Genomic DNA, 26,028 nt, shown 5'->3' on the forward strand with positions numbered 1-26,028 from the left:
TCAGTCATGAAAAAGTTAGTTGCGACAGCGCCTCGTGTAGCGGCGCTGGTGGAATATGAAGATCGTCCTGTTGCCGTCCATGAAGTGAAAATTCGTGCGCGCTTCGGCGCGCCAAAACACGGCACCGAAGTGGTAGATTTCCGGGCGGCAAGTCCCTTCATTGATGAGGAGTTTAACGCGGAGTGGCAGATGTTTACCCCGCGTGAAGAGGGCGCGGCGCGGGGCATTGAGTTTGGTAAGTTCCAGCTGGGCAACATGATCGTTGGCGACATTATCGAATGCGGCGATGACGTGACGGACTACCAGACGGGCGACCGTGTCTGCTGCTATGGGCCGCTGCAGGAGACGGTCATCGTGAATGCCGTTAATAACTACAAGCTGCGCAAAATGCCGCAAGGGTCTTCCTGGAAAAATGCCGTCTGTTACGACCCTGCGCAGTTCGCCATGAGCGGCGTGCGTGATGCTAACGTGCGGGTAGGGGATTTTGTCGTTGTGGTCGGACTGGGTGCTATTGGGCAGATTGCGATTCAGCTGGCGAAAAAAGCCGGTGCATCCATCGTCATCGGTGTCGATCCTATCGAACATCGCTGCGAAATTGCCCGCCGTCACGGGGCCGATTACTGCCTCAATCCGTTTGGCACCGATGTCGGTCTGGAGATTAAAAAACTGACCGGAAAGCAGGGCGCTGACGTGATTATCGAAACCAGCGGTTTTGCCGATGCATTGCAGTCTGCGCTGCGCGGGCTCGCCTACGGTGGAACGATCGCCTACGTGGCTTTCGCGAAACCGTTCGCAGAAGGGTTCAATCTGGGGCGTGAAGCCCACTTCAATAACGCGAAAATCGTTTTCTCGCGCGCCTGCAGCGAACCCAACCCGGATTACCCGCGCTGGAGCCGCAAGCGTATTGAAGAGACCTGCTGGGAACTGCTGATGAACGGTTATCTGAACTGCGAAGATCTGATTGACCCGGTTGTCACCTTTACCACCAGCGCTGAGAGCTACATGAAGTATGTCGATCAGCATCCGGAACTGAGCATCAAGATGGGCGTCACTTTTTAAGCTAAGGAGAGCATCAATGAAAATCGCAACGCAAAACCAGGCCTTTTTCCCGATTTCTATTCTGGAGAAATTCCAGTACATCAAAGCGATGGGTTTTGATGGCTTTGAAATTGACGGCAAACTGCTGGTGGATAATCTCGATGAAGTGAAAGCCGCAATCACCGCCACGGGCCTGCCGGTGACCACCGCCTGTGGGGGATATGACGGCTGGATTGGTGACTTCATTGAAGAACGTCGTCTGAACGGATTAAAACAGATCGAACGCATCCTGGAAGCGCTGGCTGAAGTGGGTGGAAAGGGGATTATTGTGCCCGCCGCCTGGGGAATGTTTACCTTCCGTTTGCCGCCGATGACCTCTCCACGCAGCCTGGCGGGTGACCGCGAAGCGGTGAGTGCTTCGCTCCGTTATCTGGATGAGGTGGCAGCGCGTACCGGGACCACCGTTTACCTTGAGCCGCTCAACCGCTACCAGGATCACATGGTCAACACGCTCTCGGATGCGCGTCGCTATATTGAAGAGAACGCGCTCAGGCATGTGCAGATCATCGGCGACTTTTACCACATGAATATCGAAGAAGATTCGCTAACAGAGGCGCTGCATCGCAACCGGGATCTGCTGGGTCATGTGCATATCGCCGATAACCATCGCTATCAGCCTGGCAGCGGGACGCTGGATTTTGCCACGTTGTTCGGGCAGCTTCGTGCGGACAACTATCAGGGCTACGTGGTGTATGAGTGCCGTGTCCGCGCCGACGATCCGGCCCAGGCTTACCAGGATTCACTCACGTATCTGCGTGAATGCTAAGGATGACGAGCGTGATGAGTGCTTCAACACCTTCGCTTCTGCGCGTCGCCATTATTGGCGCCGGGCAGGTCGCGGACAAAGTGCATGCCTCGTATTACGCCACTCGCAGTGATGTTCAAATGGTCGCTGTCATGGACAGCGGCCTTGAACAGGCACAGGCGTTTGCGGAACGTCATGCAATTCCTTCGGTCTGGCAGAATGCATCTGAAATGCTGCAGGCGGTAAAACCTGATGTGGTCAGCGTCTGCTCGCCAAACCGGTTCCATTTTGAACATGTCATGGCGGCACTGGAGGCCGGATGTCATGTGATGTGCGAAAAACCGCCTGCCATGACGCCGCAACAGGCTGACCAGATGCGCAGGGCGGCCCGTAAAGCGGGAAAAGTACTGGCGTATGATTTTCACCATCGGTTTGCGCTCGACACGCAGCTGCTTCGTGACGCTGTCACAAACGGAGCGTTAGGTGAGATCTACTTTACGTCGGCGCAGGCGCTGCGTCGTTGCGGCGTGCCGGGCTGGGGCGTCTTTACGAACAAATCGCTACAGGGTGGCGGACCGCTTATCGATATCGGTATTCATATGCTGGATGCCGCGATGTATGTGCTGGGTTTCCCGGCGGTAAAAAGGGTGACCGCCCACAGCTTCCAGAAGCTGGGGAACCGTAAAAACAGTGGACAGTTTGGCGAGTGGGATCCCGCCCGGTTTACCGTTGAAGATGCTCTGTTTGGCACAATTGAATTCTGCAATGGCGGCGTTCTGCGCCTGGATACGTCGTTTGCGCTGAATATCCGTGAGCAGTCGATCATGAATGTTTCATTCTGTGGCGAAAAGGCGGGGGCCACGCTCTTCCCGGCACACATATACCACGATGAGGCAGGCGTTTTACAGACCCTCATGCAGCGTGTTGAGGCAGACGACCAGCGTCACCTGCGCAGCATGGAGGCGTTTGTACGCCATGTGCTGGGAGAGCCGGTTATGATCGCAGATGCGGAACAGGGGCTGGTTATCCAGCAACTTGTTGCCGCGCTTTATGAATCGGCGGATACAGGGGAAAGCGTGACGTTATGCTGAATGTGTCTGTTTTAACCGAACCGGGCTTCTCTCCCCACAGTCTGAATAAATACGCCTCCATCATGGCTTGCGGCAATGGCTACATGGGCATTCGCGCGGCACACGAAGAGGATTACACCCAGCAAACCAGAGGCATGTATCTCGCCGGGCTTTATCATCGCGCAGGTCGCAATGAGACCACGGAGTTAATCAACCTGCCGGATATTACCGGTATTGAGGTTGAACTGGATGGTGTGAATTTTACCCTGCTTTCCGGGGCGCTTCTTGAGTGGCAGCGCGAGCTGGCGTTTGCCAATGGTGAACTGCGTCGCAGCGTGCTCTGGCGCTCGCCCGACGGGAAACGCTATCGCCTGGAGAGCCGTCGTTTCGTTTCTCTCGCTCAGCTGCCGTTAGTGGCAATGCAACTCGCCATCACTCCCCTTGATGGGCCCTCGCAGGTGGTGTTGAAAACCGGAATCGATGCGACGCAAACCAACAGCGGCAGGCAGCATCTGGATGAGATTTCAGTCCGGGTATTCGACCAGAACTGTATGCAGGGCGTGTATGAAACGCAGGACCGGGTCTCTGACGTCGTTATATCCGCGTTCTGCCGGCTTTCAGCGGGTAGCGAAAGCTGCTTTACCGCTAAAAATCGTCGCATCAGTGCGCATTACGACCTGAACGTTTCGCAGGGTGACACTGTCACGCTTGAAAAGATCGTCTGGGTCGCCCACCGCAGTGACAAAGCCCTTTCGCAGGCGTCGTTTGCGCGTAACGCACTGGCCGAACTCAAGGTGTGCGCAGCGCGAGGCTACGCATCGTTGCTGGAGAGCTCTGCCTGCGCCTGGGAAGACGTCTGGCGAGATGCGCGGGTAGCGGTAACGTCTGCGGAACCGCAGGATCAGCTCGCGCTGGATTATACCGTCTGGCATCTGACCGCCATGACCCCTGCCGACAATGAGCGCTGCAGTATCGCCGCGAAAGGATTGACCGGCGAAGGGTATAAAGGCCACGTCTTCTGGGATACCGAAATTTTCCTGCTGCCTTTCCATCTCTTTACGCGTCCGCAGGTCGCCCGCAGACTGCTGCGTTATCGCTGGCTCAACCTGGCCGGGGCTCGTGAAAAAGCGCGTCGCAACGGCTGGCCTGGCGCACTTTTCCCCTGGGAGAGTGCCGCGAGCGGTCAGGAGGAAACGCCGGAATATGCAGCAATCAACATCCGCACGGGCACGCGCCAGAAAGTGGCCTCTGCGCTGGCAGAACATCACATTGTGGCGGACATTGCCTGGGCTGTCGTGGCCTACTGGCAAGCGACACATGATGACGCTTTTATGCGTAACGAAGGGCTGACGCTACTGATAGAGACGGCAACGTTCTGGATGGGGCGGGCGACGGAAGTCAATGGTCGCCTGGAAATCCACGATGTGATCGGGCCGGATGAGTACACGGAGCACGTCAATAACAATGCCTACACCAACTATCTGGCCTGGCACAATGTCGCCTGTGCGCGCCAGTTTATGGCGATGTTCAATCATGAAGATGCCGGCTTCATGGAGAATGCCAGCCGGTTTATGTCCCGTTTGTGGTTACCGCAAGCCAACGCAGAAGGGGTCCTTCCTCAGGATGACACCTTCATGGCGAAACCGGCTATCGATCTGAGCCGCTATAAGGCGAAAGCGGGTAAACAGACCATTCTGCTCGATTACTCCCGCGCGGAAGTGAACGAGATGCAGATCCTTAAACAGGCCGATGTGGTGATGCTCACCTACCTGCTGCCGGAACGGTTTACTCCGCAGCAGTGTGCTGCCAACCTGGCGTACTACGAGCCGCGTACCATACACGACTCTTCGCTGAGCAAAGCGATTCACGGAATTGTTGCTGCCCGGTGTGGCGATACGGAAAGGGCCTACGCCTTCTGGCGCGAGGGTGTCGCCATCGATCTGGGCGACGATCCGCACAGCTGCGATGACGGGATTCATGCTGCCGCCACCGGGGCTATCTGGTCCGGCGTTATTCAGGGATTTGCCGGCATGCAGATCGTCCAGGGGGAATTGCATCTTGCCCCGAAGCTGCCTGCCCACTGGCGAAAACTGGCTTTCCCGCTGCGATGGAGAAACGCGCGCATTCACTTCACGTTTGAAAATGATGTTTTAACGATTGAAACCACTGCACCGGTGACCTTAACGCTGTGGGGTAAAACCCTGTGCATAACGGATCGGCAGGTCTGTTCTTTCAGGGATTTTTTTACATCTACTTATGGGACCGCTACCACGGGAGCAAATCATGATGCCTGAGGCCGTTGTCTTCGATCTTGATGGTGTGATCACCGATACCGCGCATCTGCATTTTCTGGCCTGGCGTGCCGTGGCGCAGGAAATTGGCATCTCGTTCGACGTGGTGTTCAACGACGAGCTGAAAGGGATAAGCCGTATGGAATCGCTGCAGCGGATCCTGCGCCATGGCGGAAAAGAGGGGGAGTTTAACGACCAGCAGCGGCAGGCGCTCGCGGATAAAAAGAACGCGCGCTACGTCGGGTCTCTGGCGTCGTTGACGCAGGATTCTCTGCTTCCGGGCATCCGCGAGGTGCTGGCGGAAATTCGTGCGGCGAACGTCAAAATCGGGCTGGCCTCAGTGTCCCTTAACGCCCCCGGTATTTTGCAGGCGCTGGGCATTGAGAGGGCTTTTGATTTCTGCGCCGATGCCTCGCGCATTGCCCGCTCAAAACCGGACCCGGAGATCTTTCTTGCGGCCTGCGCCGGGCTGAACGTGCGCCCCGAGCAGGCTATCGGAATCGAAGATGCTGCAGCCGGCGTTGAGGCAATCAACGCGGCGGGAATGCTCTCGGTCGGGATTGGACCTGGCCTGAACCATGCGGGCTTACAACTTCATTCAACGCAGGAACTGACCTGGAAATGCCTGACGGATTTCTGGGCATCCCGAACGGTAATGATAAGGAATTAAAAATGGCTCAACTGTCTCTGAAACATATTCAGAAAATCTACGATAACCAGGTCCATGTGGTTAAGGATTTTAACCTCGAAATTGAGGACAAGGAGTTTATCGTCTTTGTGGGTCCCTCGGGGTGCGGTAAATCGACGACGCTCCGCATGATTGCCGGGCTGGAGGAGATCTCCGCCGGTGAGCTGGTGATTGACGGTGTCTGCATGAACGATGTGCCCGCCAAGTCCCGCGACATTGCGATGGTTTTCCAGAACTATGCGCTTTATCCGCATATGACGGTTTACGACAACATGGCGTTTGGCCTGAAGATGCAGAAAATTCCCCCCGCGGTCATTGAAGAGCGTGTGAACTGGGCGGCACAAATCCTGGGGTTGCGTGATTACCTCACGCGTAAACCTGGCGCATTGTCGGGTGGGCAACGTCAGCGCGTGGCGTTAGGACGGGCGATTGTGCGCGAAGCCGGCGTCTTTCTGATGGATGAACCGCTTTCTAACCTCGACGCCAAGCTGCGTGTGCAAATGCGTGCTGAAATCAGCAAGCTGCATCAGAAGCTCAACACCACAATGATTTACGTGACCCACGATCAGACGGAAGCGATGACGATGGCAACCCGCATTGTGATCCTCAAGGATGGCGTTATTCAGCAGGTGGGGGCACCTAAGCAGGTCTACAACGAACCGGCGAATATGTTTGTGGCGGGCTTCATCGGATCACCGGCAATGAATTTTATTCGGGGCGCGATAGACGATCGCTATTTCGTGACGGAAACGCTGCGTCTGGAGATACCTGAAGACACGCTGGCGGCGGTGAATGCCGCCGGATATCAGCGTAAAGCCGTGGTCTTTGGGATCCGGCCGGAAGATATTCTGACGCTGCAAAACCGTGGGGATGATATTGCGGCAAAAGTCAGCGTGGCCGAACTGACCGGGGCTGAGTTCATGCTCTATGCCACCGTGGGCGGGCATGAGCTGGTCGTTCGTGCAGGAGCGGTAAATGATTATGCGGCGGGGGATAATATCGGCATCCAGTTCGATATGAATAAATGTCATTTCTTCGACGCTGATACTGAAGTGGCTATTAGATAAGAAAGGCGTTCGCCGGAAATGCAAATTTCCGGTTTTTTTTGAGTTAATTATAAAGGGAACATTTAAATGAGTACTCTACTAAGACGTGCTGCGCTCGTTCTGTGCGCAGGGGTTAGCTGCGCGCACGCAACGGAATCAGCAAAACACTGGGAATTTAATATCGGTGCCATGTATGAAATTGAAAACGTCGAAGGTCAGGGCGACGATAAAGATGGATTATATGAACCCTCTGTGTGGTTTAATGCCACATGGGATGTCTGGACCCTTTCGCTGGCAATGTATCAGGAAGGACCGGTTGATTACAGCAGCATGACCCGTGGGACCTATTTTGACCGTCCGGAATTTGAATTACGCTATCGCTTTATTGGCACCGATGATTTTACACTCGGGTTGACCGGCGGTTTCCGTAATTACGGTTATCACTTTAAAGATGAACACGGTGCCAAAGACGGTAGCGCAAATATGCAGCGCTACAAAATTCAGCCCGACTGGGATATTAAATTGTCCGACGACTGGCGTTTTGGTGGCTGGTTTGCCATGTATCAGTTTGCGAATGACCTGGAAAAAACCGGTTATGCCGACAGCCGTGTAGAAACGGAAACGGGTTTTACCTGGACCATTAATGAAACCTTCTCTGCTAAAGTGAACTATTATCTTGAGCGCGGTTTCAATATGGACAGTTCACGTAATAACGGCGAATTTTCAACGCAGGAAATTCGCGCGTATCTGCCTGTTTCATTAGGCCAGACGACGCTCACGCCATATACCCGTCTGGGGCTGGATCGCTGGTCGAACTGGGACTGGCAGGACGATCCCGATCGTGAAGGACACGATTTCAACCGACTGGGTTTACTGTACGCGTATGACTTCAACAATGGATTATCCATGACGCTGGAATACGCCTACGAATGGGAAAACCATGACGAAGGCGACAGCGACCGTTTCCACTACGCGGGTGTTGGCGTTAATTACGCGTTCTGACAGACCGGATGCCAGGGGCTTTCAGCCCCTGGTTTTAGCAAAGAGAGGGCGCTAACGTAAAATGGGTATCGACAAGCACTTTTTGTGGCGCAGGCTGACCGGCGATACGCCTGAAAAGAAGATTGCAGCTCTCTTCACCCAGCTTGCGGGTTGGGATATCAAAACCCCCGGGTGCTGGCGTTAAAATGAGAGAGAGCATCGGGTCACTGTATCCTGCAATCACAACCTGCTCGGGGATCCTCAGATCCAGAGTATCCGCCGCGCGATAAAGGCTGAGTAACTTCATGCTGTCGGTGGCAAATACCGCATCAGGTGGCGTGGCCGAGGAGAGCAATTCTGTGGCCGCGGCAAGCGCGCTTTCATGGGTATATCCGCCGTCGATGATCCACGCCGGGTTAATGGCGATGCCGTGCTTTTCAAGGCTGGATTTATAACCGGCAAGACGATCAATCGAAACATGATAATTGAGCGGCGCATGCAGACAGGCAATGTTACGTCGGCCATTTTTAATAAAGGTTTCTGTTAGCGTGGCGCTGTCGTGAAAATTATCCGTGTCGACCGAGTAAATATTCTGAAAATCACCTTCGACTTTCCCGATGACGACCACCGGTACGCCATAAGCATCCAGCGTTGTGAAAAAGGATTCATTTGCCGGTGAGCTCAGCATGATGATCCCTTTAATCATTTTTTGTTTTATTTTACTTTCGCATTTCAGCAGATCGTCTTCACTGCTTTTCGAGGTTTGCAAAATAACGTCAAAACCTTCCTCTTCAGCTTTGGCTGTAATGGCATGCAGAACATCAGAGAAAAAAGGGTTGCCGGCGGTGGTTTTCGTCGAGCGTGTCGAAATAACCATAATGGCGTCGAAGCCAGAAGAGGTCAGGGCGCGGGCGAGTTTATTGGGTTGATAATTTAATTCGTCAATCGCCTTCAACACTTTTTCACGCGCTTCAGGAGAAATATTCGTTTGTTTATTCAGAACGCGGGAGACGGTTGATTTCGAAACGCCGGCAACCCGTGCGATATCATAGATGGTGGGTGACATACACCTTACTCACTCCTGACTAACAGCAATGTCGTTCATCTTACTGGAGAGAAAACGGCAATAGCAATAAATAAGAATTGATAATCAACGATCTGCCCCCATTTATTGTATTCTGAAGCAATGTATTTGAGGCTTCCGGGCAATGAAGGACGGCGATGAAGCGACTTAAGAACGAACTCAATTCACTGGTGAACCGTGGCGTTGACCGTCATCTGCGTCTGGCGGTGACGGGGCTGAGCCGCAGCGGCAAGACGGCGTTTATCACCGCGATGGTGAACCAGCTGCTTAACCTGCACAGTGGGGCGCGGCTGCCGCTGCTGAGCGCCGTGCGGGAAGAGCGCCTGCTGGGGGTTAAACGTGTGCCTCAGCGCGATTTTGGCATTCCCCGTTTTACCTATGATGAAGGGCTGGCTCAGCTTTATGGTGAACCGCCCACCTGGCCGACGCCGACGCGCGGGGTGAGTGAAATTCGCCTTGCGCTGCGTTTTCGCTCTAATGAATCCCTGATGCGCCACTTCAAGGATACCTCCACCCTGTATCTGGAAATTGTGGATTACCCCGGTGAGTGGTTGCTCGATTTACCTATGCTGGCTCAGGACTATCTCAGCTGGTCACGACAGATGACGGGGCTGTTGCAGGGCAACCGCGCCGAGTGGTCGACGAAATGGCGAAAACTGTGCGAAGGCCTGGATCCGCTGGCCCCTGCCGATGAAAACCGGCTGGCGGCGATTGCCGAGGCCTGGACGGAGTATCTGCATCAGTGTAAGCAGGAAGGGTTGCATTTCATCCAGCCGGGCCGTTTTGTTCTGCCGGGAGATTTGGCGGGCGCACCTGCGCTGCAGTTTTTCCCGTGGCCGGACGTGGATGGCATCGGGGAGTCAAAACTGGCCCAGGCGGACAAACACACTAACGCCGGAATGCTGCGCGAACGTTACAATTACTACTGTGAAAAAGTGGTGAAAGGTTTTTATAAAAACCATTTTTTACGTTTTGATCGCCAGATTGTGCTGGTGGATTGCCTGCAACCGCTGAACAGCGGGCCGCAGGCCTTCAACGATATGCGCCTGGCGCTGACACAGTTAATGCAAAGTTTTCACTACGGGCAGCGCACGCTGTTTCGTCGTCTCTTCTCACCCGTTATCGACAAGTTGCTGTTTGCGGCCACAAAAGCCGATCACGTGACGGTCGATCAGCATGCCAATATGGTGTCGCTGCTGCAGCAACTGGTGCAGGACGCCTGGCAGAATGCCGCGTTCGAAGGGATCAGTATGGATTGCCTCGGACTGGCTTCCGTACAGGCGACACAGAGTGGGTTGATTGACCTTAATGGCGAGAAAATACCGGCATTGCGCGGGAATCGTCTTAGCGACGGCGAACCGCTTACTGTCTATCCGGGCGAAGTGCCCGCCCGCCTTCCGGGGCCGGCCTTCTGGCAGAACCAGGGCTTCCAGTTTGAAGCCTTCCGCCCGCAGGCCATGACGGTCGATCAGCCGTTACCGCATATCCGTCTGGATGCGGCGCTGGAGTTTTTGATTGGAGATAAATTGCGATGACGGAACCGTTAAAACCGCGCATTGATTTTACCGGAACGCTTGAGCAAGAGCACCCGGAGGCGTTTAAAACTGCGCAGACGTTTAATGGCCCGCAGGCAGATAATTTTGCCCCGGCGCTGACCGAAGAGCTGCTTGTTGAAGAGGGGCCGGCTGAAGCGGTCGTGGAAGCCGCGCTACGCCCAAAACGCAGCCTGTGGCGAAAGATGGTGACTGCCGGGCTGGCGTTGTTTGGCGTCAGCGTGGTTGGGCAAGGCGTCCAGTGGGCAGTCAACGCCTGGCAAACCCAGGATTGGGTCGCGTTGGGCGGCTGCGCTGCCGGTGCTCTGATTGTGGGGGCGGGTGTCGGGTCTGTTGCGACCGAGTGGCGTCGCCTGTGGCGCCTGCGACAGCGCGCCCATGAGCGTGATGAAGCGCGGGATCTGCTCCACAGTCACGGAACCGGCAAAGGCCGCGCGTTTTGTGAAAAGCTGGCCAGTCAGGCGGGTATTGACCAGTCACACCCGGCGCTTCAGCGCTGGTATGCCGCTATCCATGAAACCCAGAACGATCGTGAAGTGGTGACGCTGTATTCCCACATGGTGCAGCCGGTGCTGGATGCCCAGGCGCGGCGCGAAATCAGCCGCTCTGCTGCGGAATCAACCCTGATGATTGCCGTCAGCCCGCTGGCGCTGGTGGATATGGCGTTTATCGCCTGGCGTAACCTGCGTCTGATTAACCGAATTGCTGCTTTATACGGTATTGAGCTGGGGTACTACAGCCGCCTTCGCTTGTTCCGTCTGGTATTGCTCAACATCGCCTTTGCCGGAGCAAGCGAGCTCGTGCGGGAAGTGGGGATGGACTGGATGTCGCAGGATCTGGCGGCGCGTCTCTCTGCCCGTGCCGCGCAGGGTATTGGTGCCGGTTTGTTGACCGCCCGTCTGGGCATCAAAGCGATGGAAGTGTGCCGTCCACTGCCATGGATTGATGGCGATAAGCCGCGATTGGGGGATTTCCGACGTGAGTTAATCGGTCAGCTCAAAGAGACGCTCAATAAAAAACCGGTTCAGTAGCCGGTTTGGTCATTAATCGTGCTGGCTGTCAATATTTGTTGACAGCCATCTTCCCGATCACCGTGTTCTGACATATCATTTTAATGTCATTGGCTTAAAACGGTGAATTTCCCATGCGTCTTGAAGTCTTTTGTGAAGACCGTCTCGGTCTGACCCGCGAATTACTCGATCTTCTTGTTTTACGTAGCATTGATTTACGTGGCATTGAGATCGATCCTGTCGGGCGAATTTACCTCAATTTTGCCGAAATTGAATTTAATACGTTCAGTAGCCTGATGGCAGAAATACGCCGTATCGCTGGCGTTACGGATGTACGCACCATCCCCTGGATGCCGTCGGAGCGTGAGCATCTGGCATTGAGCGCATTGCTTGAAGCCATGCCAGAGCCTTTCCTCTCCCTGGATTTAAAAAGTAAGGTTGAGCGTGTTAACCATGCCAGCTGCCAGCTGTTCGCGCAGAGTCAGGAAAAACTCAGCAACCACAACGCAGCACAGTTGATTCCCGGCTTTAACTTCCAGCGCTGGCTGGACAGCAACCCGCAGAACACCCACAGCGAGCATGTGGTTATCCACGGACAGAATTTCTTAATGGAGATAACGCCGGTCTATCTGAAAGGCGAGGCCGACACGCGCGTTCTGACCGGTGCCGTGATCATGCTGCGTTCCACCGTGCGCATGGGCCGTCAGCTGCAAAATATCTCCAGCCAGGATGTGGGGGCATTCAGCCAGATTATTGCCGTCAGCCCGAAAATGCGGCATGTGGTGGACCAGGCGCGCAAACTCGCGAGTCTGACCGCGCCACTGCTGATTACCGGCGATACCGGTACCGGGAAGGACCTGCTGGCGCATGCTGTGCATCTGGCCAGCCCGCGAGCGGCAAAACCGTATCTGGCCCTGAACTGCGCCTCGATTCCGGAAGATGCCGTCGAAAGCGAATTATTTGGTCACGCGCCGGAAGGTAAAAAAGGGTTCTTCGAGCAGGCTAACGGCGGTTCCGTGCTGCTGGACGAGATTGGTGAAATGTCGCCACGCATGCAGGCCAAGCTGCTGCGCTTCCTCAATGATGGCACGTTCCGCCGCGTAGGCGAGGATCACGAAGTTCATGTGGATGTGCGTGTGATTTGTGCGACGCAGAAAAACCTGGTCGAACTGGTGCAAAAAGGGGTATTCCGCGAGGATCTCTACTACCGCCTGAATGTCCTGACCCTGAATATCCCACCGCTGCGCGATTGCCCGCAGGATATCATGCCGCTGACCGAACTCTTTGTGGCGCGCTTTGCCGACGAGCAGGGGGTACCGCGTCCGAAGCTTTCAGCCGATCTCGGCACGGTGCTCATGCGCTACGGCTGGCCGGGCAACATTCGCCAGCTCAAGAACGCCGTTTACCGCGCACTGACGCAGCTGGAAGGTTATGAACTGCGTCCGCAGGATATTCTGTTACCGGATTACGATGCCGGGACGGTGTCAGTAGGTGAAGAGGCGATGGAAGGTTCGCTGGATGACATTACCAGCCGTTTTGAGCGCTCCGTGCTGACGCAACTGTATCGTAGCTATCCAAGCACCCGTAAGCTGGCAAAACGCCTTGGCGTTTCACACACGGCGATTGCCAATAAGTTGCGAGAGTATGGTTTGAATCAGAAGAAGGGTGACGAATAACGGTAAAAAGCCTCTGTAAAGAGGCTTTTTTTTACTCATTCTTTTGCGATAGGGGTGCTATTAATGTCGACCTTTGTCTCTCCCTGAATCGATGCAATTCGGTTCTCCACGTCTTTCACCTGTTGCGGGTTATGGAGCAGGGTATAGGTCAGATCAAACTGTGTGCTGGCTCCCGGTTGCAATTGCTTAACGCGTTTTTGTTCGCGCTCAATGGTGACCGGGTAGGCGTAGCTGGTACCCGGCTCAATACCGGTGACATAACCTTGCTTCAGGGTGTCGGTATTTTTCCATAAGGTCAGCACCGGCAACTGGCGGGTATCAAACTGAATGGACGCCCCTTTATCACCGGCTTTATTCACCACGGCCGCGAGGGTTTCGTGGTTGTTATCCGCAAGCGGTTTGAGGTTAAACACCATCTCATCAAAGCCTTTCGTTGGCCCAGCATAGGTCTGCCAGTCGTTGACACCGGCTTTCGCGTAGTCATTGAATGGACTGACGCTCGCGACCGGGGCAAGGAAGCGTGCACCTTCTTCGAGGATCGGGGTACCAAAGTTGCTGTGGTAGATGATTTGATAATCATGCGGGTAATCGGCATGGTTTGTCAGAACATCATGCAAACTGAACTGGTTGGTTCCTGGGACGTAACGCAGTTCGGTCATGGTCTGCAAATCTGCTTTTTTGAACGTGCTCTCTTTGATCAAACCACGAATTCGAATTTCATGGGGGGCGGCGTCAGCCACCTCCACTTCAACCTGCGAGACAGGCGTATTGCCCGCCTTGCCGTGAAGCGTGTAGTTTTGGCCGTCAGCCGTGACCGGGTGGCCCGTCCACTCATAGCCACAGCGCACCATCATCTCGTTGAAACCTTCCAGCCAGCCAAGCCCGTTGCGACTTTCCAGATTAATATATGCCGGGTTCACGACCTCTTTTACCGGGGAATCCCAGCCCATTCTGGTGCCGAAGCCTTCCACATGGAGCAGGTTCATGCCGCGAGAGGGGCTTAAGGTAATGGTCAGGCCACTTTTACTGCTGATAACAAGGATTTTGCTGCCTTCCTGTTTGCCACCGTGCAACACTTTTTGTTCAATGCTGAACGCCTGATCTTTTACCTTCAGCTCATCGCTCGTTATTTTCCAGTTTCCTTTCTCCACGCCGCTTTCAGCGCTTGTCAGCACCCAGGTTTTCGCCGCAGCATGACCCGAAATCAAAGCTGCAAGGAGCGTAATAGCCAGTTTAATTTTCATATCCCTTCCTTTTTGCTGAAACGATTATTTGCTTTCGTCAGCAAATCTAATGTTTTGACCTGAAGGGAAATGTGATGTGCTTCACTGGGGAAGAAAATATGAATATTTAAGGTCTAATATGAGAATAAGATCGCAATTAAGTTAACTTTAATACAATTAATTGCACAGTAAATGTGAACAGTGAAGGGTTTAGCTTTAACGATTCAGCTTGAAGGGAATAAAAAACCCCGCCAGTGCGAGGTTTGTCATGTGTCGTCTTCCAGAGCCTGCAAAGAGAAATAAACCCTGTTATTTCATTAGATTGCTAAGCTATATAGAATGCTAAGCATTCATTATGCTTTCAACACGTCCAGCGCGGCAGTGTAATCCGGCTCGGTGGTGATTTCGTTAACCAGTTCGCTGAACACGACGTTGTCATTTTCATCGATAACCAGTACAGCGCGCGCTGCCAGGCCTTTCAGTGGGCCTTCCGCGATGCTCACGCCGTAGTTTTCCAGGAAATCCGGGCTGCGCAGGGTGGAGAGGGTAATGACGTTGCTCAGACCTTCAGCACCGCAGAAACGGGACTGGGCGAACGGCAGATCGGCAGAAATACACAGCACAACGGTGTTGTCCATTTCCGTCGCCAGCTGGTTGAATTTGCGCACGGATGCAGCACAGACGCCGGTGTCGATGCTTGGGAAAATGTTCAGGACTTTGCGTTTGCCAGCAAACTGAGACAGTGTGACGTCAGACAGATCTTTAGCCACCAGAGTAAAAGCCTGTGCTTTGCTGCCAGCCTGTGGAATGGAACCTGCAACAGTAACCGGGTTGCCCTGGAAATGAACGAGTTGTGACATAGATATCTTCCTGTTTACATATAGTTAACGTCGGGGCTAGTGTATGCCATCAGCGGATAACACGGCAAACCAATTTTTTCGCCTTTCCGGGCCGCAAGGAGTCAGTGATGAGAAGCGTTAAGGTCTATGAAGAAGCCTGGCCATTGCATACCCCGTTTGTGATCTCCCGCGGCAGTCGAAGCGAAGCCAGTGTGGTCGTGGTGGAGATAGAAGAGGATGGCATTAAGGGCGTCGGCGAATGCACGCCGTACCCGCGCTATGGCGAAAGTCTGGCGTCGGTAATGGCACTTATCATGACGCTCGTTCCCGATCTGGAAAAAGGGCTCACCCGCGAGGCGTTACAGCAGCGTATACCCGCCGGCGCGGCACGTAATGCGATTGACTGCGCACTCTGGAGCCTGGAGGCTGCCAAACAGCAAACCTCGCTGACGACGCTGCTAGGCGTCACGTTGCCGACATCGGTTGTCACGGCGCAAACGGTAGTGATTGGCGAGCCTGAACACATGGCCGCCAGCTCAAAAGCACTCCTTGATGCGGGGGCGACGCTGTTAAAGGTGAAGCTTGACGATCGTCTGATCAGCGAGCGTATGGTCGCTATCCGCTCGGCAGTCCCGACAGCCACGTTAATTGTGGATGCGAATGAGTCATGGCATCCCGAAGGCCTTGCCGCACGATGTCAGCTGCTGGCCGACCTGGGCGTAGCCATGCTGGAGCAGCCTCTGCCGGCACAGGATGATGCGGCGCTGAAGAATTTTATCCACCCGCTGCCCATCTGCGCAGATGAAAGCTGCCATACGCGCGATAGCCTGGTTGAACTGCAGGGCCGTTACGAGATGGTCAATATCAAGCTCGACAAGACCGGCGGGCTGACAGAGGCGCTGGCGCTGGCAGAACAGGCGCAGGCGCAGGGGTTTTCAATCATGCTGGGATGCATGCTCTGTACATCCCGGGCGATCAACGCGGCGTTGCCGCTGGTAAATCATGTCAGTTTTGCCGATCTTGATGGCCCGACATGGCTGGCGGTTGACGTTTCACCGGCACTCACGTTTACCAGCGGCGTCCTTCATTTTTGAGGCTGCCAGCGCAGAAGCTCCACCATGGCCTTTAAATATTTTTCGCTGGCTTCGTCTGACGATATCGGCGGGAATTCCGCGGTGATGCAAGGTAATCCCAGGTCGGCACACCAGCTGCCGAATGAGCCAGGGGTTTCATAGCCCACGCTGGAGACAAGCGGCAGGGCGAAAGCATTCGCCAGCCATTCGCCCAGCTCGGTGTGCCGCGGATCTTCGATGCAGGCCAGCGGATCGTGAAAGGTGACAACCCAGGCCGGGTGGATCTTATGGATTAACTGGCACAGCGCCTGTGTTTCCGGCTCCGAGCCCGGCGTATCGCCGGTCAGTAAGACAACGTCACGCTCTTCAGCGGAGCTGTTCCAGCGATAAACCGTTTCACCGGCGCGCCAGTTTGCTGCAGGGAAATTACGGTTTAAATCGATGCCCCGCGCATTGGCGCGTAACCCAAGCTGACACCCATCCGGGTTGACGGCCAGAATCACGTGATGACGTCGTAAGCTGGGCGTCAACGTGCGCAGCGCGCACGAGAGCGTGACGACAGACGAGTTCTCGTCGCCGTGCGTGCCGGCAATGATCAAGCCGCTGTTGCGATCGGCATCGGGGGCCGGAAACCAAATCAGCGATGCGCCTAAAAATGAACGGCCATACTGCTCTGCACCTGGCGGGAAGGCGCCGCGTTCCGCTCTGGGTCGGGTGATTGCCATAGGAAATCCTGATAAAGAAGTCTCTACTGGCAGTGTTGTGCAAAACTCGCGGTTAATCAAATAGTTTCCGTATGGCGGGAAAATTGCCGGATATCAACTTTCCGGAGGAAGGTATTTGCAATTCTCATTGTCGAAACAAATAATTACGCATCTGCTTATTACCTGAATTCATAAAAGGGGATCTTATGAAGCATCCTGTTTCGCGTCTCTGTACTGCACTGTTGCTGTGCGGACTCTCTTCACTCTCGTACGCCGCTGATGTGCCACAGGGCACGGTACTGGCGCAAAAACAGGAGCTGGTCAGACACATTAAAGATGAGCCGGCTTCCCTTGATCCGGCAAAAGCCGTGGGATTACCCGAGATACAGGTCATTCGCGACCTTTTTGAAGGGCTGATTAATCAGAATGAGAAAGGTGAACTGACCCCAGGCGTGGCGACGCGCTGGCAGAGTAATGATAACCGTATCTGGACCTTCTCCTTACGTGATAACGCGAAATGGTCGGACGGTTCTCCGGTTACCGCTCAGGATTTTGTCTACAGCTGGCAGCGTCTGGTTGATCCGAAAACCACGTCTCCGTTTGCCTGGTTTGCGGCGCTGGCGGGTATCCATAACGCACAGGCGATAATTGATGGTAAAGCCGCGCCAGATACGCTGGGCGTGACGGCCGTAGATGCAAAAACCTTACGTGTGCAGCTGGATAAACCGCTGCCGTGGTTTAGCAATCTGACGGCAAACTTTGCCTTCTATCCGGTGCAAAAGGCCAATGTGGAGAGCGGCAAAGAGTGGACGCGTCCGGGGGCTCTGGTCGGAAATGGCGCCTACGTTCTGAAAGATCGCGTGGTGAATGAAAAACTGGTTGTGGTGCCAAATACACACTACTGGGATAACGCCAAAACCGTCCTGCAAAAAGTGACGTTCATACCGATTAACCAGGAATCCTCGGCCACTAAACGCTATCTGGCGGATGATATTGATATCACCGAATCGTTCCCGAAAAACATGTATCAGAAACTGCTCAAGGACATTCCGGGACAAGTGTATACACCGCCTCAGCTGGGCACCTATTACTATGCGTTTAATACGCAAAAAGGACCCACGGCCGATGCCCGTGTACGCCTCGCCCTGAGCATGACCATCGATCGCCGCATCATGGCGGACAAAGTGTTAGGAACCGGTGAGAAGCCCGCCTGGCATTTCACGCCAGACGTGACGGCAGGGTTTACGCCAGAAACCTCGCCGTTTGAGCAAATGTCACAGCAGGAACTTAATGCCCAGGCGAAAACGCTGCTTCAGGCCGCGGGCTATGGCCCTCAGCGCCCGCTGAAGCTGAACCTGTTGTACAACACGTCAGAAAACCATCAGAAAATCGCGATTGCGGTGGCCTCGATGTGGAAGAAAAACCTCGGCGTTGACGTCAAACTGCAGAACCAGGAGTGGAAAACCTACATCGATAGCCGTAATACCGGTAATTTCGATGTGATCCGCGCGTCATGGGTCGGGGATTACAATGAGCCATCGACCTTCCTGTCGTTATTGACCTCAACCCACAGCGGCAATATTTCGCGTTTCAACGATCCGGCGTACGATAAAATTATCCATCAGGCGACGCTCGAAAACACGGCGAAAGCCCGTAACGCAGACTACAACATGGCGGAGAAAATCCTCACGGAAAAAGCGCCAATCGCACCTATTTACCAGTACACCAACGGCCGCCTGATCAAACCATGGGTGAAAGGTTACCCCATTAATAACCCGGAAGACGTGGCTTATAGCCGGACGATGTATATTGAGAAACACTGACGAGCCGGTAACCGACGGGCTTCGTTGTGAACGTTAAATTAAGAGCTGGCGCATTTGCGCCAGTTTTTCTTTATTGAACGAGGGATGTTTGTTCCGTGAGTCAAAGGGGAGGTAAATGATGACGGATGAAAAGAAAGAGAAAGCGTCTTTCCCGGCAGGGTTAGGGATTATGGATAAAATCTGGGAATGGCAATGGATTATCCGCTTCATCTATATTGTCCTTTTCGCCGATCTGGCGCTGCTGGTATACAGCGGGCAAGGAATATTGACCTGGCCTGTTCAGACACTTAACTGGACCGAACATCTGGGTTTTTTCTGCGTGGCGCTCGCCGCCTTAGGTTTGATTGCCACCACCGTGATGCCTTTTATAGCCAATATCGTCAGGCTATTACTCAATGAGCTCATCTACAGCAGTATCTTCCCGGATTTCTTGCGCGCGCAGAGTGATTATCAGAAGAGGTCGGGTGAAGTTCCTTCAGGCGAAGTACTTGATTTAGCGTTGAAGGAAAACAACCAGTTCCTGCTGAATTATTATGAAAAACATAATGCAAACTGGCGCACGAAATTTCATAAACGATTTAAAGTCGGGGATTTACTCTTTGGGATCCTGTTTTTCATGATGCTTGATGACCATCCGCAGTGGTTTAGCGACGCGCAGCATTCGCTGGTCATCGATCTGTTCAGCCACGGCGGTGAAAGCGGAACCGTTCTGTTTTATACCGTACTTATACTCATCTTTAGTACGCTGATGAGTCTCTGGTTCGGTAAATGGGACTGGGGGAACATCTACTATCCGCCACTGTATCGTGAAAAAGAGGAAGCCCGCAGAAAAGCGCGTGAGCGGGAAGCGCAGTGGGAGCGGCAGGATCGCTAAATCGCCGGGCGACACATTATTCCCAGCAGATTGCTCCCGCCAGGCGCTGCTGGCGGGAGCAGGGCACTGTTATTCTAGCAATGCACTGAATTTCGCCAGCCATTGCGGATGCGCAGGCCAGGCGGGGGCAGTGACCAGATTACCGTCTACGTGCGCCTGATCGATACCAATATTGGCATAGTGCCCGCCGCCGAGGCGGACTTCAGGCGCACAGGCGGGATAGGCGCTACAGGTTCGTCCTTTTAATATGCCGGCAGCAGCGAGCAGTTGCGGTCCGTGGCAAACCGCAGCAATCGGTTTGCGCGCGGCGTCGAAGGCCTGCACCAGTTTCAGCACGTCATCATTTAGCCGGAGATATTCAGGGGCTCGTCCGCCCGGGATTAGCAGCGCGTCATAATCCTGCTCTTTTACGGCGGAAAAATCGGCATTGAGGATAAAACGGTGGCCCGGCTTTTCACTGTAGGTCTGGGCACCGTCGAAATCATGGATCGCCGTCATGATGTAGTCGCCACGGGATTTGTCCGGGCAGACGGCGTCCACCTGATGGCCAATCATCTGTAAAGCCTGAAAGGGCACCATTGTTTCATAATCTTCGGCGTAATCGCCGACCAACATCAGGATTTTCTTGCTCATCATTTCTCACCTTTAGGTTTAACGATGTTTAAGATATAGCCTGGCACAGCTGAATTGCCGGAAATAAAAAAAGCCCGTCAGAGAACGGGCGAAATAAGCAAATGATTTAATGATTCGTTATCAACTTGTTGGAGGATAACGTTGCGTATTTTACGCACCTCTTACCGGTGCTGATACCTGACAAATTCGGTAGGTGAAACAAGGAATTAAACATGCGTCATAGCGCATCGAAGGTGGGGTAGATACTGTTCTCAAGGTATTCCACCAGAAACCAGATCTCACCGCTGAAAATAAACCAGAAGCCGAATATAATAACGAATAAAATAATTATGGTGAGTATTATTTCTGTTTTTCCCATTGCACATCTACCCACCTGTGGTCCATTTATTCGAGAGGGGCATTGTAACGGGGCTGACGAAGATACACCAGTTTCATGCCGCCAGGACTTTATTGCGCCCATCACTTTTGGCGCGATAAAGCGCATCGTCCACACGTTTAAACAGCTCATCCATACTCTCGCCCGGATTATGTCGCGCCACGCCAATGCTGACGGTGAAGCGAGGTAAACCCGGGATCGTGATACGGGCGACCGCATCGCGCACAGTTTCGGCGATTTGCAGGGCGGTGTCGAGCGGGGTGCGCGGCAGCAGGATGACGAACTCCTCACCGCCCCAGCGGAAGACCAGGTCCTCTTTGCGGCTACAGGCTTCCAGCGTGCGCGAGAGCGAGATCAGTACCTCATCACCTTTCAGGTGGCCGAAGAGGTCGTTGATATTTTTGAAGTGATCGGTATCCACCAGCAGCAGGCTAAATTGCTGCTGAGCGGGAAGATGATGGGTATTGGCCTGATCGGTGATGATATAGAACTGACGCCGGTTGAGCAGGCCCGTCATGGAATCACGCAGTGCCGCGTGTTCCAGCTCCTGCTCCAGCCTTTTTTGCTCGGTGATATCGTGGATAATGCACAACATCAATTTGTCACCGTAAATTTCAATCGGCCCGGCATAAGTCTGAACATGGCGGGTGGAGCCATCGGCCAGACGGTGGATAAAGTTGAGGGGCTTATGGCCGCCCGGCAACGCGGCAATCTCCGTCATCACGGGGATCACATCCCGCCCCAGAGTATTGATTTCCCAGGTATGTTTTCTGCACATTTCATCATGCGCATAACCGTAAAAAGTCAGCGCCGCCAGATTGGCATCCACAATCTGGCCATCCCGGGACGGATCGATAAGCAGCATTGGCGCGCTGTTGGTCAGGAAAAAGCGCGCGTAAAATCCCTGTTTTTTGCGCTGGTAGGTCGCGGAGCGGCTGGCCTTAAGCCCGGAGAGAACCTGCTGCGTCAGCCCTTCAAAAACAATAACATTCCCCTGGGGCACGAAATGGGCAAGCGAGAGACGGCAGCTCAGCGCGGTTTCATGTCCATCGCGGGAGATGGTCCAGATTTCGACGACCTCCTGCTCACTCTTCAGTTCAGGCACATACATCGACAGCACGTGATGCGCATTGGCGGAATAGGTACCTTTGCGTAGGTCATCCAGGGTTTTATCACCCATGATCTGAGCGGCGGCCACATTTGCAAAAATGATCTGTTCTGAAGCAGGTGAAATGAGCCACACGGGGGTTTTAATTAAATTCAGCGCATCAAAACAATTTTGCGACATAGCGTATTCCTGTACATCGGCACCATGTGCCTGAGGATCATGACAGAATTAACGGGAGTGGACTCCTTTGAAACATACTCTACTTAACCCGGTCAGGCATGATTTTTTTGTGAAATATATGCGGGTTCCGCGTGAATTTTACCAATGGGTATAATTTGTTTGTCTGAGTTTTTTTGCAGCAGCAGCCAGGGAACCTGTTCGGCAGGTAAAGGACGGGAGAAAAGGAACCCCTGCAGGTAATCACAGCCGAGGTCCGTCAGCACCACCTGTTGTTCTTCCGTCTCGATCCCTTCCGCAACCACATTCATTTCCATGGTCCGGGCGATATTGATAATGGTTTCCACCAGCTTGCGGCTTTTTTCATTTACCAGCATCGAGTGCACAAAGCTTTTGTCGATTTTTAGCTCTTTAGCGGGCAGAACGCTCAACATCAACAGGTTGGAATAGCCGGTGCCAAAATCATCAATCGAGACGGTAATCCCGGCTTGATTGAACGCATTGAGTAATTCAATACTGCGGTCGAGATTTTTCAGTGCGGTACTTTCCGTCACCTCAAGGATAAGCCGGGAGGGCGACAGATTATATTTATGCAACATCGACGAAATGATGTGGAAGATATCGGGCTGTTCGAACTGGACGGGGGAGAGGTTAAAGGACAATGTCCACTGGCTGAAACCTTGTTCTGTCCAGAAATGAAGCTGACGGCATGCCGCTTCAATCGCCCAGTTCCCCACCGGGATGATCAGCCCTGTTTGTTCCAGCGACGGTAAAAACAGATTAGGCAGCAACACCCCTTGCTCAGGGTGCCGCCAGCGCAGAAGGGCTTCAAAACCGTGAATAGTGGTGTCTTTTGCATGCCAGGTCGGCTGATACCACAGTTCAAACTGATCGCGTTCCAGCGCCTGAGTTAACTCCTGCAGGAAGCCGGGGTTGGCCGGAATGGCCGTTGACATCTCGTTCCGGTAGACGGCCCAGCCGTTTCGTCCATCCTCTTTGACGCGATTCAGGGCCGCATCGGCTTTTAGCTTCAGCTCATGCAGCGTCTCGCCATCCTGCGGGTAGAGGCTGACACCCGCGCTGATTGTTGTGCTCAGCGTGTGCCCACAAAGTGAAAACGGGCGGCGCATATCCTCCAGCAATGTCGTGAGCAGCGGGTTGAGTTTATCGTCGTCACACTCGGGAACCAGCAGGATAAAGGCGTCGCCGCCAAGCCTGGCGAGGGTCATCTCGCGGGTAAGGCGGGCGGTAATGCGCTGCGCGAGAGAGATTAACAACTCATCCCCGGTGTTGTGGCCCCAGGTATCGTTGATGCGTTTGAAATGATCGACGTTGAGGAAAATCACGGCGAATGGCTTCTTGCTGAGCAATGCGCTGCGCAGGCAATCCTGCATCCGAATGTCCATCTGGTGGCGATTAGCGAGACCGGTAAGCGCATCAAACCGCGCCTGCAGTTCAAGCTGACGATTAAGCTGGCGTAGGTTGTCGGTCAGTCGGTTCGTCCGCCGGTGCGAGTCGATGAGCGAAATCATTAACATACCGCCGAGCAGGCACAGTGTGGTGACAGAAACCCAGACCGATAACCCCAGCTCGCTGATACCGCCGGGCAGGGTATGCGTCATTTCCTGAAAATGGGCGGCATGCATGCCGGTGTAGTGCATCGCGCAGATGGCGACACCCAGCACGCAGGCCGCGAGAATACGATTGATAAACACCCCTTTGCGCATATCCCGCAGGCGGAATGCCAGCCACAGCGCCGCGCCGGAGGCCATAACGGCAATCAACACGGACACGGCAACAATGCGTCGATCCCAGAGAATATGGCTGTCCAGCATCAGTGCGGCCATACCGATAAAGTGCATACAGACCACGCCAGCACTCAGGAGCACCGTGGCAACGATCAATCGAAAAGGGGAAAGGGTTTTACCCGTTACGGCAATATTGATGGCGACCGTGGATGCAACCACCGCCACGCCCAGTGAGGCGAGGGTTAACCAGAGGTTATAGCTCATTATCATCGGCATTTGCATCGACAGCATGCCGATGAAGTGCATTGACCAGATCCCGATCCCAAGCGTGACGCCTCCGGCGATACGCCAGAACATCGCCGTTTTACGACTGGAAAGCGGGATTTTTCCGGCGCTGTCCAGGGCCACAAATGAGGCGATAAAGGCCACCAGATACGAGAGGGCTATTAACACAGGGTCCCACGATATATTGAGCATTATGCAATCCCACGCCAAAGAGGGTTACCGATTTCGCCTGCCGGGCACGTCTTTAACTGGCAACGTACATGCGCATTCAAATAATATGAGTTAGGTATCGTGCAAAACGACCGGTCATATTAAAACGTTAAGGCTGGCGGTGAATATAAAATATATTCTTTCCGGCACCTATTAAGCATTGCTAAACAAAGGCGAATAATTGCAGCAAAGCTCCTTAAATATGAGCGCGGCCATATTGTCTCATCGCAGGCGATGGTATCGCTTAAAGTGGCAGGAAACCAGTATCACAGGATGCTGCATATAACATTTTCACTAATACCCTGTTTTTATCTGACTTAAGTTAAATCTCAGGTGGCTAACGGCGAAAGGTGAAACCAGCGTTGTTCGTCAGGACAAACAACAACACGAATGCTATAAATCTTAATGCCGACCTAAATATAAAATCGTGGATATAATCATGCTAAGAAATATTAGTGTCAGAACCTTCATTGCCGGGTTCCTTTTATGTCTTTTCCTGGTTGATGCAGGTGTCGTTGTTCTATTTTCCAGCAAATCCTCTCTCTTTATTTCACTCAATATCATTAATTTCGTTGCGCTATTTTTGCTCTGGGGCTACATGACAAAGTATCTTGTGACGCCGATCAATACGGTGAAAAAAAGTATTGAAGAAGTGACTGCAGGCAATCTTGGCGTGACTATCCCTGAATTTGGCAATAACTGTGCAGGGCGTTTAATCCCAGGGATTAATAGCCTCTCCAGCAACATCGCGACCCTGGTACGCGAGATCAGGGCCTCGTCGCAAACCGCCATGACCTTGTCTGATCAACTCTCCGCGCGTAGCGCGCAGCTTTCGGTGAAAACAGAGCAGCAGTCTGCATCGCTGGTGCAAACGGCTGCCAGCATGGAGCAGATGGCAGCAAGTACCCGAAATAATGCCGATAACACCCGACTGGCCAGCGAGCAGGCAAACAGGGCGACACTGCAGGCGCGTAAAGGTGGCGAGTTGATGGGGCAGGTGGCCACCAATATGCAATCCATTACCGAATGTGCACAGCAAATGACGGAGATTATCTCGATGATCGACGGCATTGCCTTCCAGACGAATATCCTGGCGCTAAACGCGGCCGTTGAGGCGGCCAGAGCCGGCGACCACGGAAAAGGGTTTTCGGTGGTGGCAGAAGAGGTGCGAAACCTGGCCCACCGCAGTGCGGATGCCGCCAAAAACATCAAAACGCTGATTGAAGTGACCAGCAATAACGTCACTCAGGGCGTGACTGTTGTGTCCGAGGCTGAAAAGAATATGCAAGAAATTGTGACCGGTTCCGGCAATGTCAGCCAGTTGATGGATGACATTTTCACCTCGACGTCAGAGCAGGAGAAAGGCATTTCCCAGATTACGCTGGCCTTATCTGAGCTGGAACGGGTCACGCAAAGTAACGTTACGATGGCAGAAGAACTCAACGGATCCTCTGATGTACTGCGTAATCAGGTGAGTGAACTGCAGGCGCGGACGCGTAACTTCCGGCTCGAAAAGGGGTATCAGGCTGAATCCACGCCTTCTCATGCTGGCCCGCTGTCATTCCACTCGCGTCCCGGTCACTCCCTCTGATGCACGAAAAGAGCCTGGTCAACCGGGCTCTTTTATCTCGACTTCTCGCCGCTGAATGACCCTCCCGTGCGGTCTGAAAAGGAGTCTGGCGGAATACGGTTATTTCCTGAGCGAATTCAGCG

At 53.7% G+C, this 26,028-nt stretch carries 22 protein-coding genes; 14 read left to right on the forward strand and 8 right to left on the reverse strand.

Annotated elements, in window-relative coordinates; genetic code table 11:
• Nucleotides 1-6: 6 nt before the first annotated feature.
• The 7 genes from AM410_RS18485 to AM410_RS18515 all read left to right on the forward strand — a co-directional run bounded on the left by AM410_RS18485 (nt 7) and on the right by AM410_RS18515 (nt 7,940).
• Nucleotides 7-1,059 (forward strand): zinc-dependent alcohol dehydrogenase, encoded by a 1,053-nt coding sequence (locus AM410_RS18485; protein ID WP_073397275.1) that lies wholly within the window; start codon nt 7-9, stop codon nt 1,057-1,059.
• A gap of 16 nt (nt 1,060-1,075) precedes the next feature.
• Nucleotides 1,076-1,864 (forward strand): sugar phosphate isomerase/epimerase family protein, encoded by a 789-nt coding sequence (locus AM410_RS18490; RefSeq protein ID WP_073397274.1) that lies wholly within the window; start codon nt 1,076-1,078, stop codon nt 1,862-1,864.
• Between the two features lie 11 nt (nt 1,865-1,875).
• The gene (locus tag AM410_RS18495; RefSeq protein WP_108648608.1) at nt 1,876-2,934 is read left to right on the forward strand and encodes a Gfo/Idh/MocA family protein; all 1,059 of its coding nucleotides are present in this window, start codon (nt 1,876-1,878) and stop codon (nt 2,932-2,934) included.
• On the forward strand, nt 2,928-5,207 hold the full coding sequence (locus tag AM410_RS18500; RefSeq protein WP_073397272.1) for a glycoside hydrolase family 65 protein: 2,280 nt from the start codon (nt 2,928-2,930) through the stop codon (nt 5,205-5,207). Before AM410_RS18495 ends, AM410_RS18500 begins: the two co-directional genes overlap by 7 nt.
• The gene (gene pgmB / locus AM410_RS18505; protein ID WP_059305683.1) at nt 5,197-5,874 is read left to right on the forward strand and encodes a beta-phosphoglucomutase; all 678 of its coding nucleotides are present in this window, start codon (nt 5,197-5,199) and stop codon (nt 5,872-5,874) included. Before AM410_RS18500 ends, pgmB begins: the two co-directional genes overlap by 11 nt.
• Before the next feature lie 2 nt (nt 5,875-5,876).
• Complete coding sequence (locus AM410_RS18510; protein ID WP_063924896.1) at nt 5,877-6,959, forward strand: ABC transporter ATP-binding protein; 1,083 nt, start codon at nt 5,877-5,879, stop codon at nt 6,957-6,959.
• Between the two features lie 66 nt (nt 6,960-7,025).
• The gene (locus AM410_RS18515) at nt 7,026-7,940 is read left to right on the forward strand and encodes an OmpG family monomeric porin (RefSeq protein ID WP_073397270.1); all 915 of its coding nucleotides are present in this window, start codon (nt 7,026-7,028) and stop codon (nt 7,938-7,940) included.
• 34 nt (nt 7,941-7,974) lie between these two features.
• Here AM410_RS18515 and AM410_RS18520 read toward each other — a convergent pair whose 3' ends face one another.
• Complete coding sequence (locus tag AM410_RS18520; protein ID WP_073397268.1) at nt 7,975-8,985, reverse strand: LacI family DNA-binding transcriptional regulator; 1,011 nt, start codon at nt 8,983-8,985, stop codon at nt 7,975-7,977.
• Between the two features lie 155 nt (nt 8,986-9,140).
• On the opposite strand from AM410_RS18520, the gene AM410_RS18525 reads away from it, so the two are divergent.
• The 3 genes from AM410_RS18525 to tyrR all read left to right on the forward strand — a co-directional run bounded on the left by AM410_RS18525 (nt 9,141) and on the right by tyrR (nt 13,242).
• On the forward strand, nt 9,141-10,538 hold the full coding sequence (locus tag AM410_RS18525) for a YcjX family protein (protein ID WP_049021890.1): 1,398 nt from the start codon (nt 9,141-9,143) through the stop codon (nt 10,536-10,538).
• The gene (locus tag AM410_RS18530) at nt 10,535-11,587 is read left to right on the forward strand and encodes a YcjF family protein (protein ID WP_020882470.1); all 1,053 of its coding nucleotides are present in this window, start codon (nt 10,535-10,537) and stop codon (nt 11,585-11,587) included. Before AM410_RS18525 ends, AM410_RS18530 begins: the two co-directional genes overlap by 4 nt.
• 113 nt (nt 11,588-11,700) lie before the next feature.
• A complete protein-coding gene (gene tyrR / locus AM410_RS18535; RefSeq protein WP_014170325.1) occupies nt 11,701-13,242 on the forward strand; it encodes a transcriptional regulator TyrR in 1,542 nt (513 codons plus the stop codon).
• 35 nt (nt 13,243-13,277) lie between these two features.
• Here tyrR and AM410_RS18540 read toward each other — a convergent pair whose 3' ends face one another.
• Nucleotides 13,278-14,486, reverse strand: coding sequence for an aldose 1-epimerase family protein (locus AM410_RS18540; protein ID WP_108648201.1), 1,209 nt, complete (start codon nt 14,484-14,486; stop codon nt 13,278-13,280).
• A 332-nt stretch (nt 14,487-14,818) separates the two neighbouring features.
• Entirely contained in the window at nt 14,819-15,325 is a 507-nt protein-coding gene (gene tpx / locus AM410_RS18545; protein WP_020882472.1) for a thiol peroxidase, read from the reverse strand.
• A 107-nt stretch (nt 15,326-15,432) separates the two neighbouring features.
• Between tpx and ycjG the strand changes: the two genes are divergently transcribed.
• Complete coding sequence (gene ycjG, locus AM410_RS18550) at nt 15,433-16,398, forward strand: L-Ala-D/L-Glu epimerase (RefSeq protein WP_108648202.1); 966 nt, start codon at nt 15,433-15,435, stop codon at nt 16,396-16,398.
• Here the strand turns inward: ycjG and mpaA are convergent.
• A complete protein-coding gene (gene mpaA, locus AM410_RS18555; RefSeq protein WP_020882474.1) occupies nt 16,389-17,102 on the reverse strand; it encodes a murein tripeptide amidase MpaA in 714 nt (237 codons plus the stop codon). The two genes, ycjG and mpaA, sit on opposite strands and share 10 nt — an antisense overlap.
• A gap of 185 nt (nt 17,103-17,287) precedes the next feature.
• On the opposite strand from mpaA, the gene AM410_RS18560 reads away from it, so the two are divergent.
• Both AM410_RS18560 and AM410_RS18565 read left to right on the forward strand, forming a co-directional pair.
• Nucleotides 17,288-18,904, forward strand: a complete 1,617-nt coding sequence (locus tag AM410_RS18560; RefSeq protein WP_049022936.1) for a peptide ABC transporter substrate-binding protein — start codon at nt 17,288-17,290, stop codon at nt 18,902-18,904.
• A gap of 115 nt (nt 18,905-19,019) precedes the next feature.
• The gene (locus tag AM410_RS18565) at nt 19,020-19,778 is read left to right on the forward strand and encodes a hypothetical protein (protein ID WP_108648203.1); all 759 of its coding nucleotides are present in this window, start codon (nt 19,020-19,022) and stop codon (nt 19,776-19,778) included.
• Nucleotides 19,779-19,847: 69 nt separating this feature from the next.
• Here AM410_RS18565 and AM410_RS18570 read toward each other — a convergent pair whose 3' ends face one another.
• From AM410_RS18570 to AM410_RS18580, 4 genes are all read right to left on the reverse strand, one after another.
• Nucleotides 19,848-20,411: a DJ-1/PfpI family protein gene (locus AM410_RS18570; RefSeq protein WP_025204027.1), complete on the reverse strand. Its 564-nt coding sequence runs from the start codon at nt 20,409-20,411 to the stop codon at nt 19,848-19,850.
• Nucleotides 20,412-20,628: 217 nt separating this feature from the next.
• Entirely contained in the window at nt 20,629-20,919 is a 291-nt protein-coding gene (locus AM410_RS24410) for an Ecr family regulatory small membrane protein (RefSeq protein ID WP_369797154.1), read from the reverse strand.
• A complete protein-coding gene (locus AM410_RS18575; RefSeq protein ID WP_086532463.1) occupies nt 20,843-22,075 on the reverse strand; it encodes a sensor domain-containing diguanylate cyclase in 1,233 nt (410 codons plus the stop codon). Before AM410_RS18575 ends, AM410_RS24410 begins: the two co-directional genes overlap by 77 nt.
• A 92-nt stretch (nt 22,076-22,167) precedes the next feature.
• A complete protein-coding gene (locus AM410_RS18580; protein ID WP_108648204.1) occupies nt 22,168-24,297 on the reverse strand; it encodes a putative bifunctional diguanylate cyclase/phosphodiesterase in 2,130 nt (709 codons plus the stop codon).
• Between the two features lie 457 nt (nt 24,298-24,754).
• On the opposite strand from AM410_RS18580, the gene AM410_RS18585 reads away from it, so the two are divergent.
• On the forward strand, nt 24,755-25,906 hold the full coding sequence (locus AM410_RS18585) for a methyl-accepting chemotaxis protein (protein WP_020882480.1): 1,152 nt from the start codon (nt 24,755-24,757) through the stop codon (nt 25,904-25,906).
• The last annotated feature ends 122 nt before the right edge of the window (nt 25,907-26,028 follow it).

It is taken from the genome of Enterobacter cloacae complex sp. FDA-CDC-AR_0164 (genome assembly GCF_003071645.1).
In the GTDB taxonomy this organism is placed as follows: domain Bacteria; phylum Pseudomonadota; class Gammaproteobacteria; order Enterobacterales; family Enterobacteriaceae; genus Enterobacter; species Enterobacter ludwigii.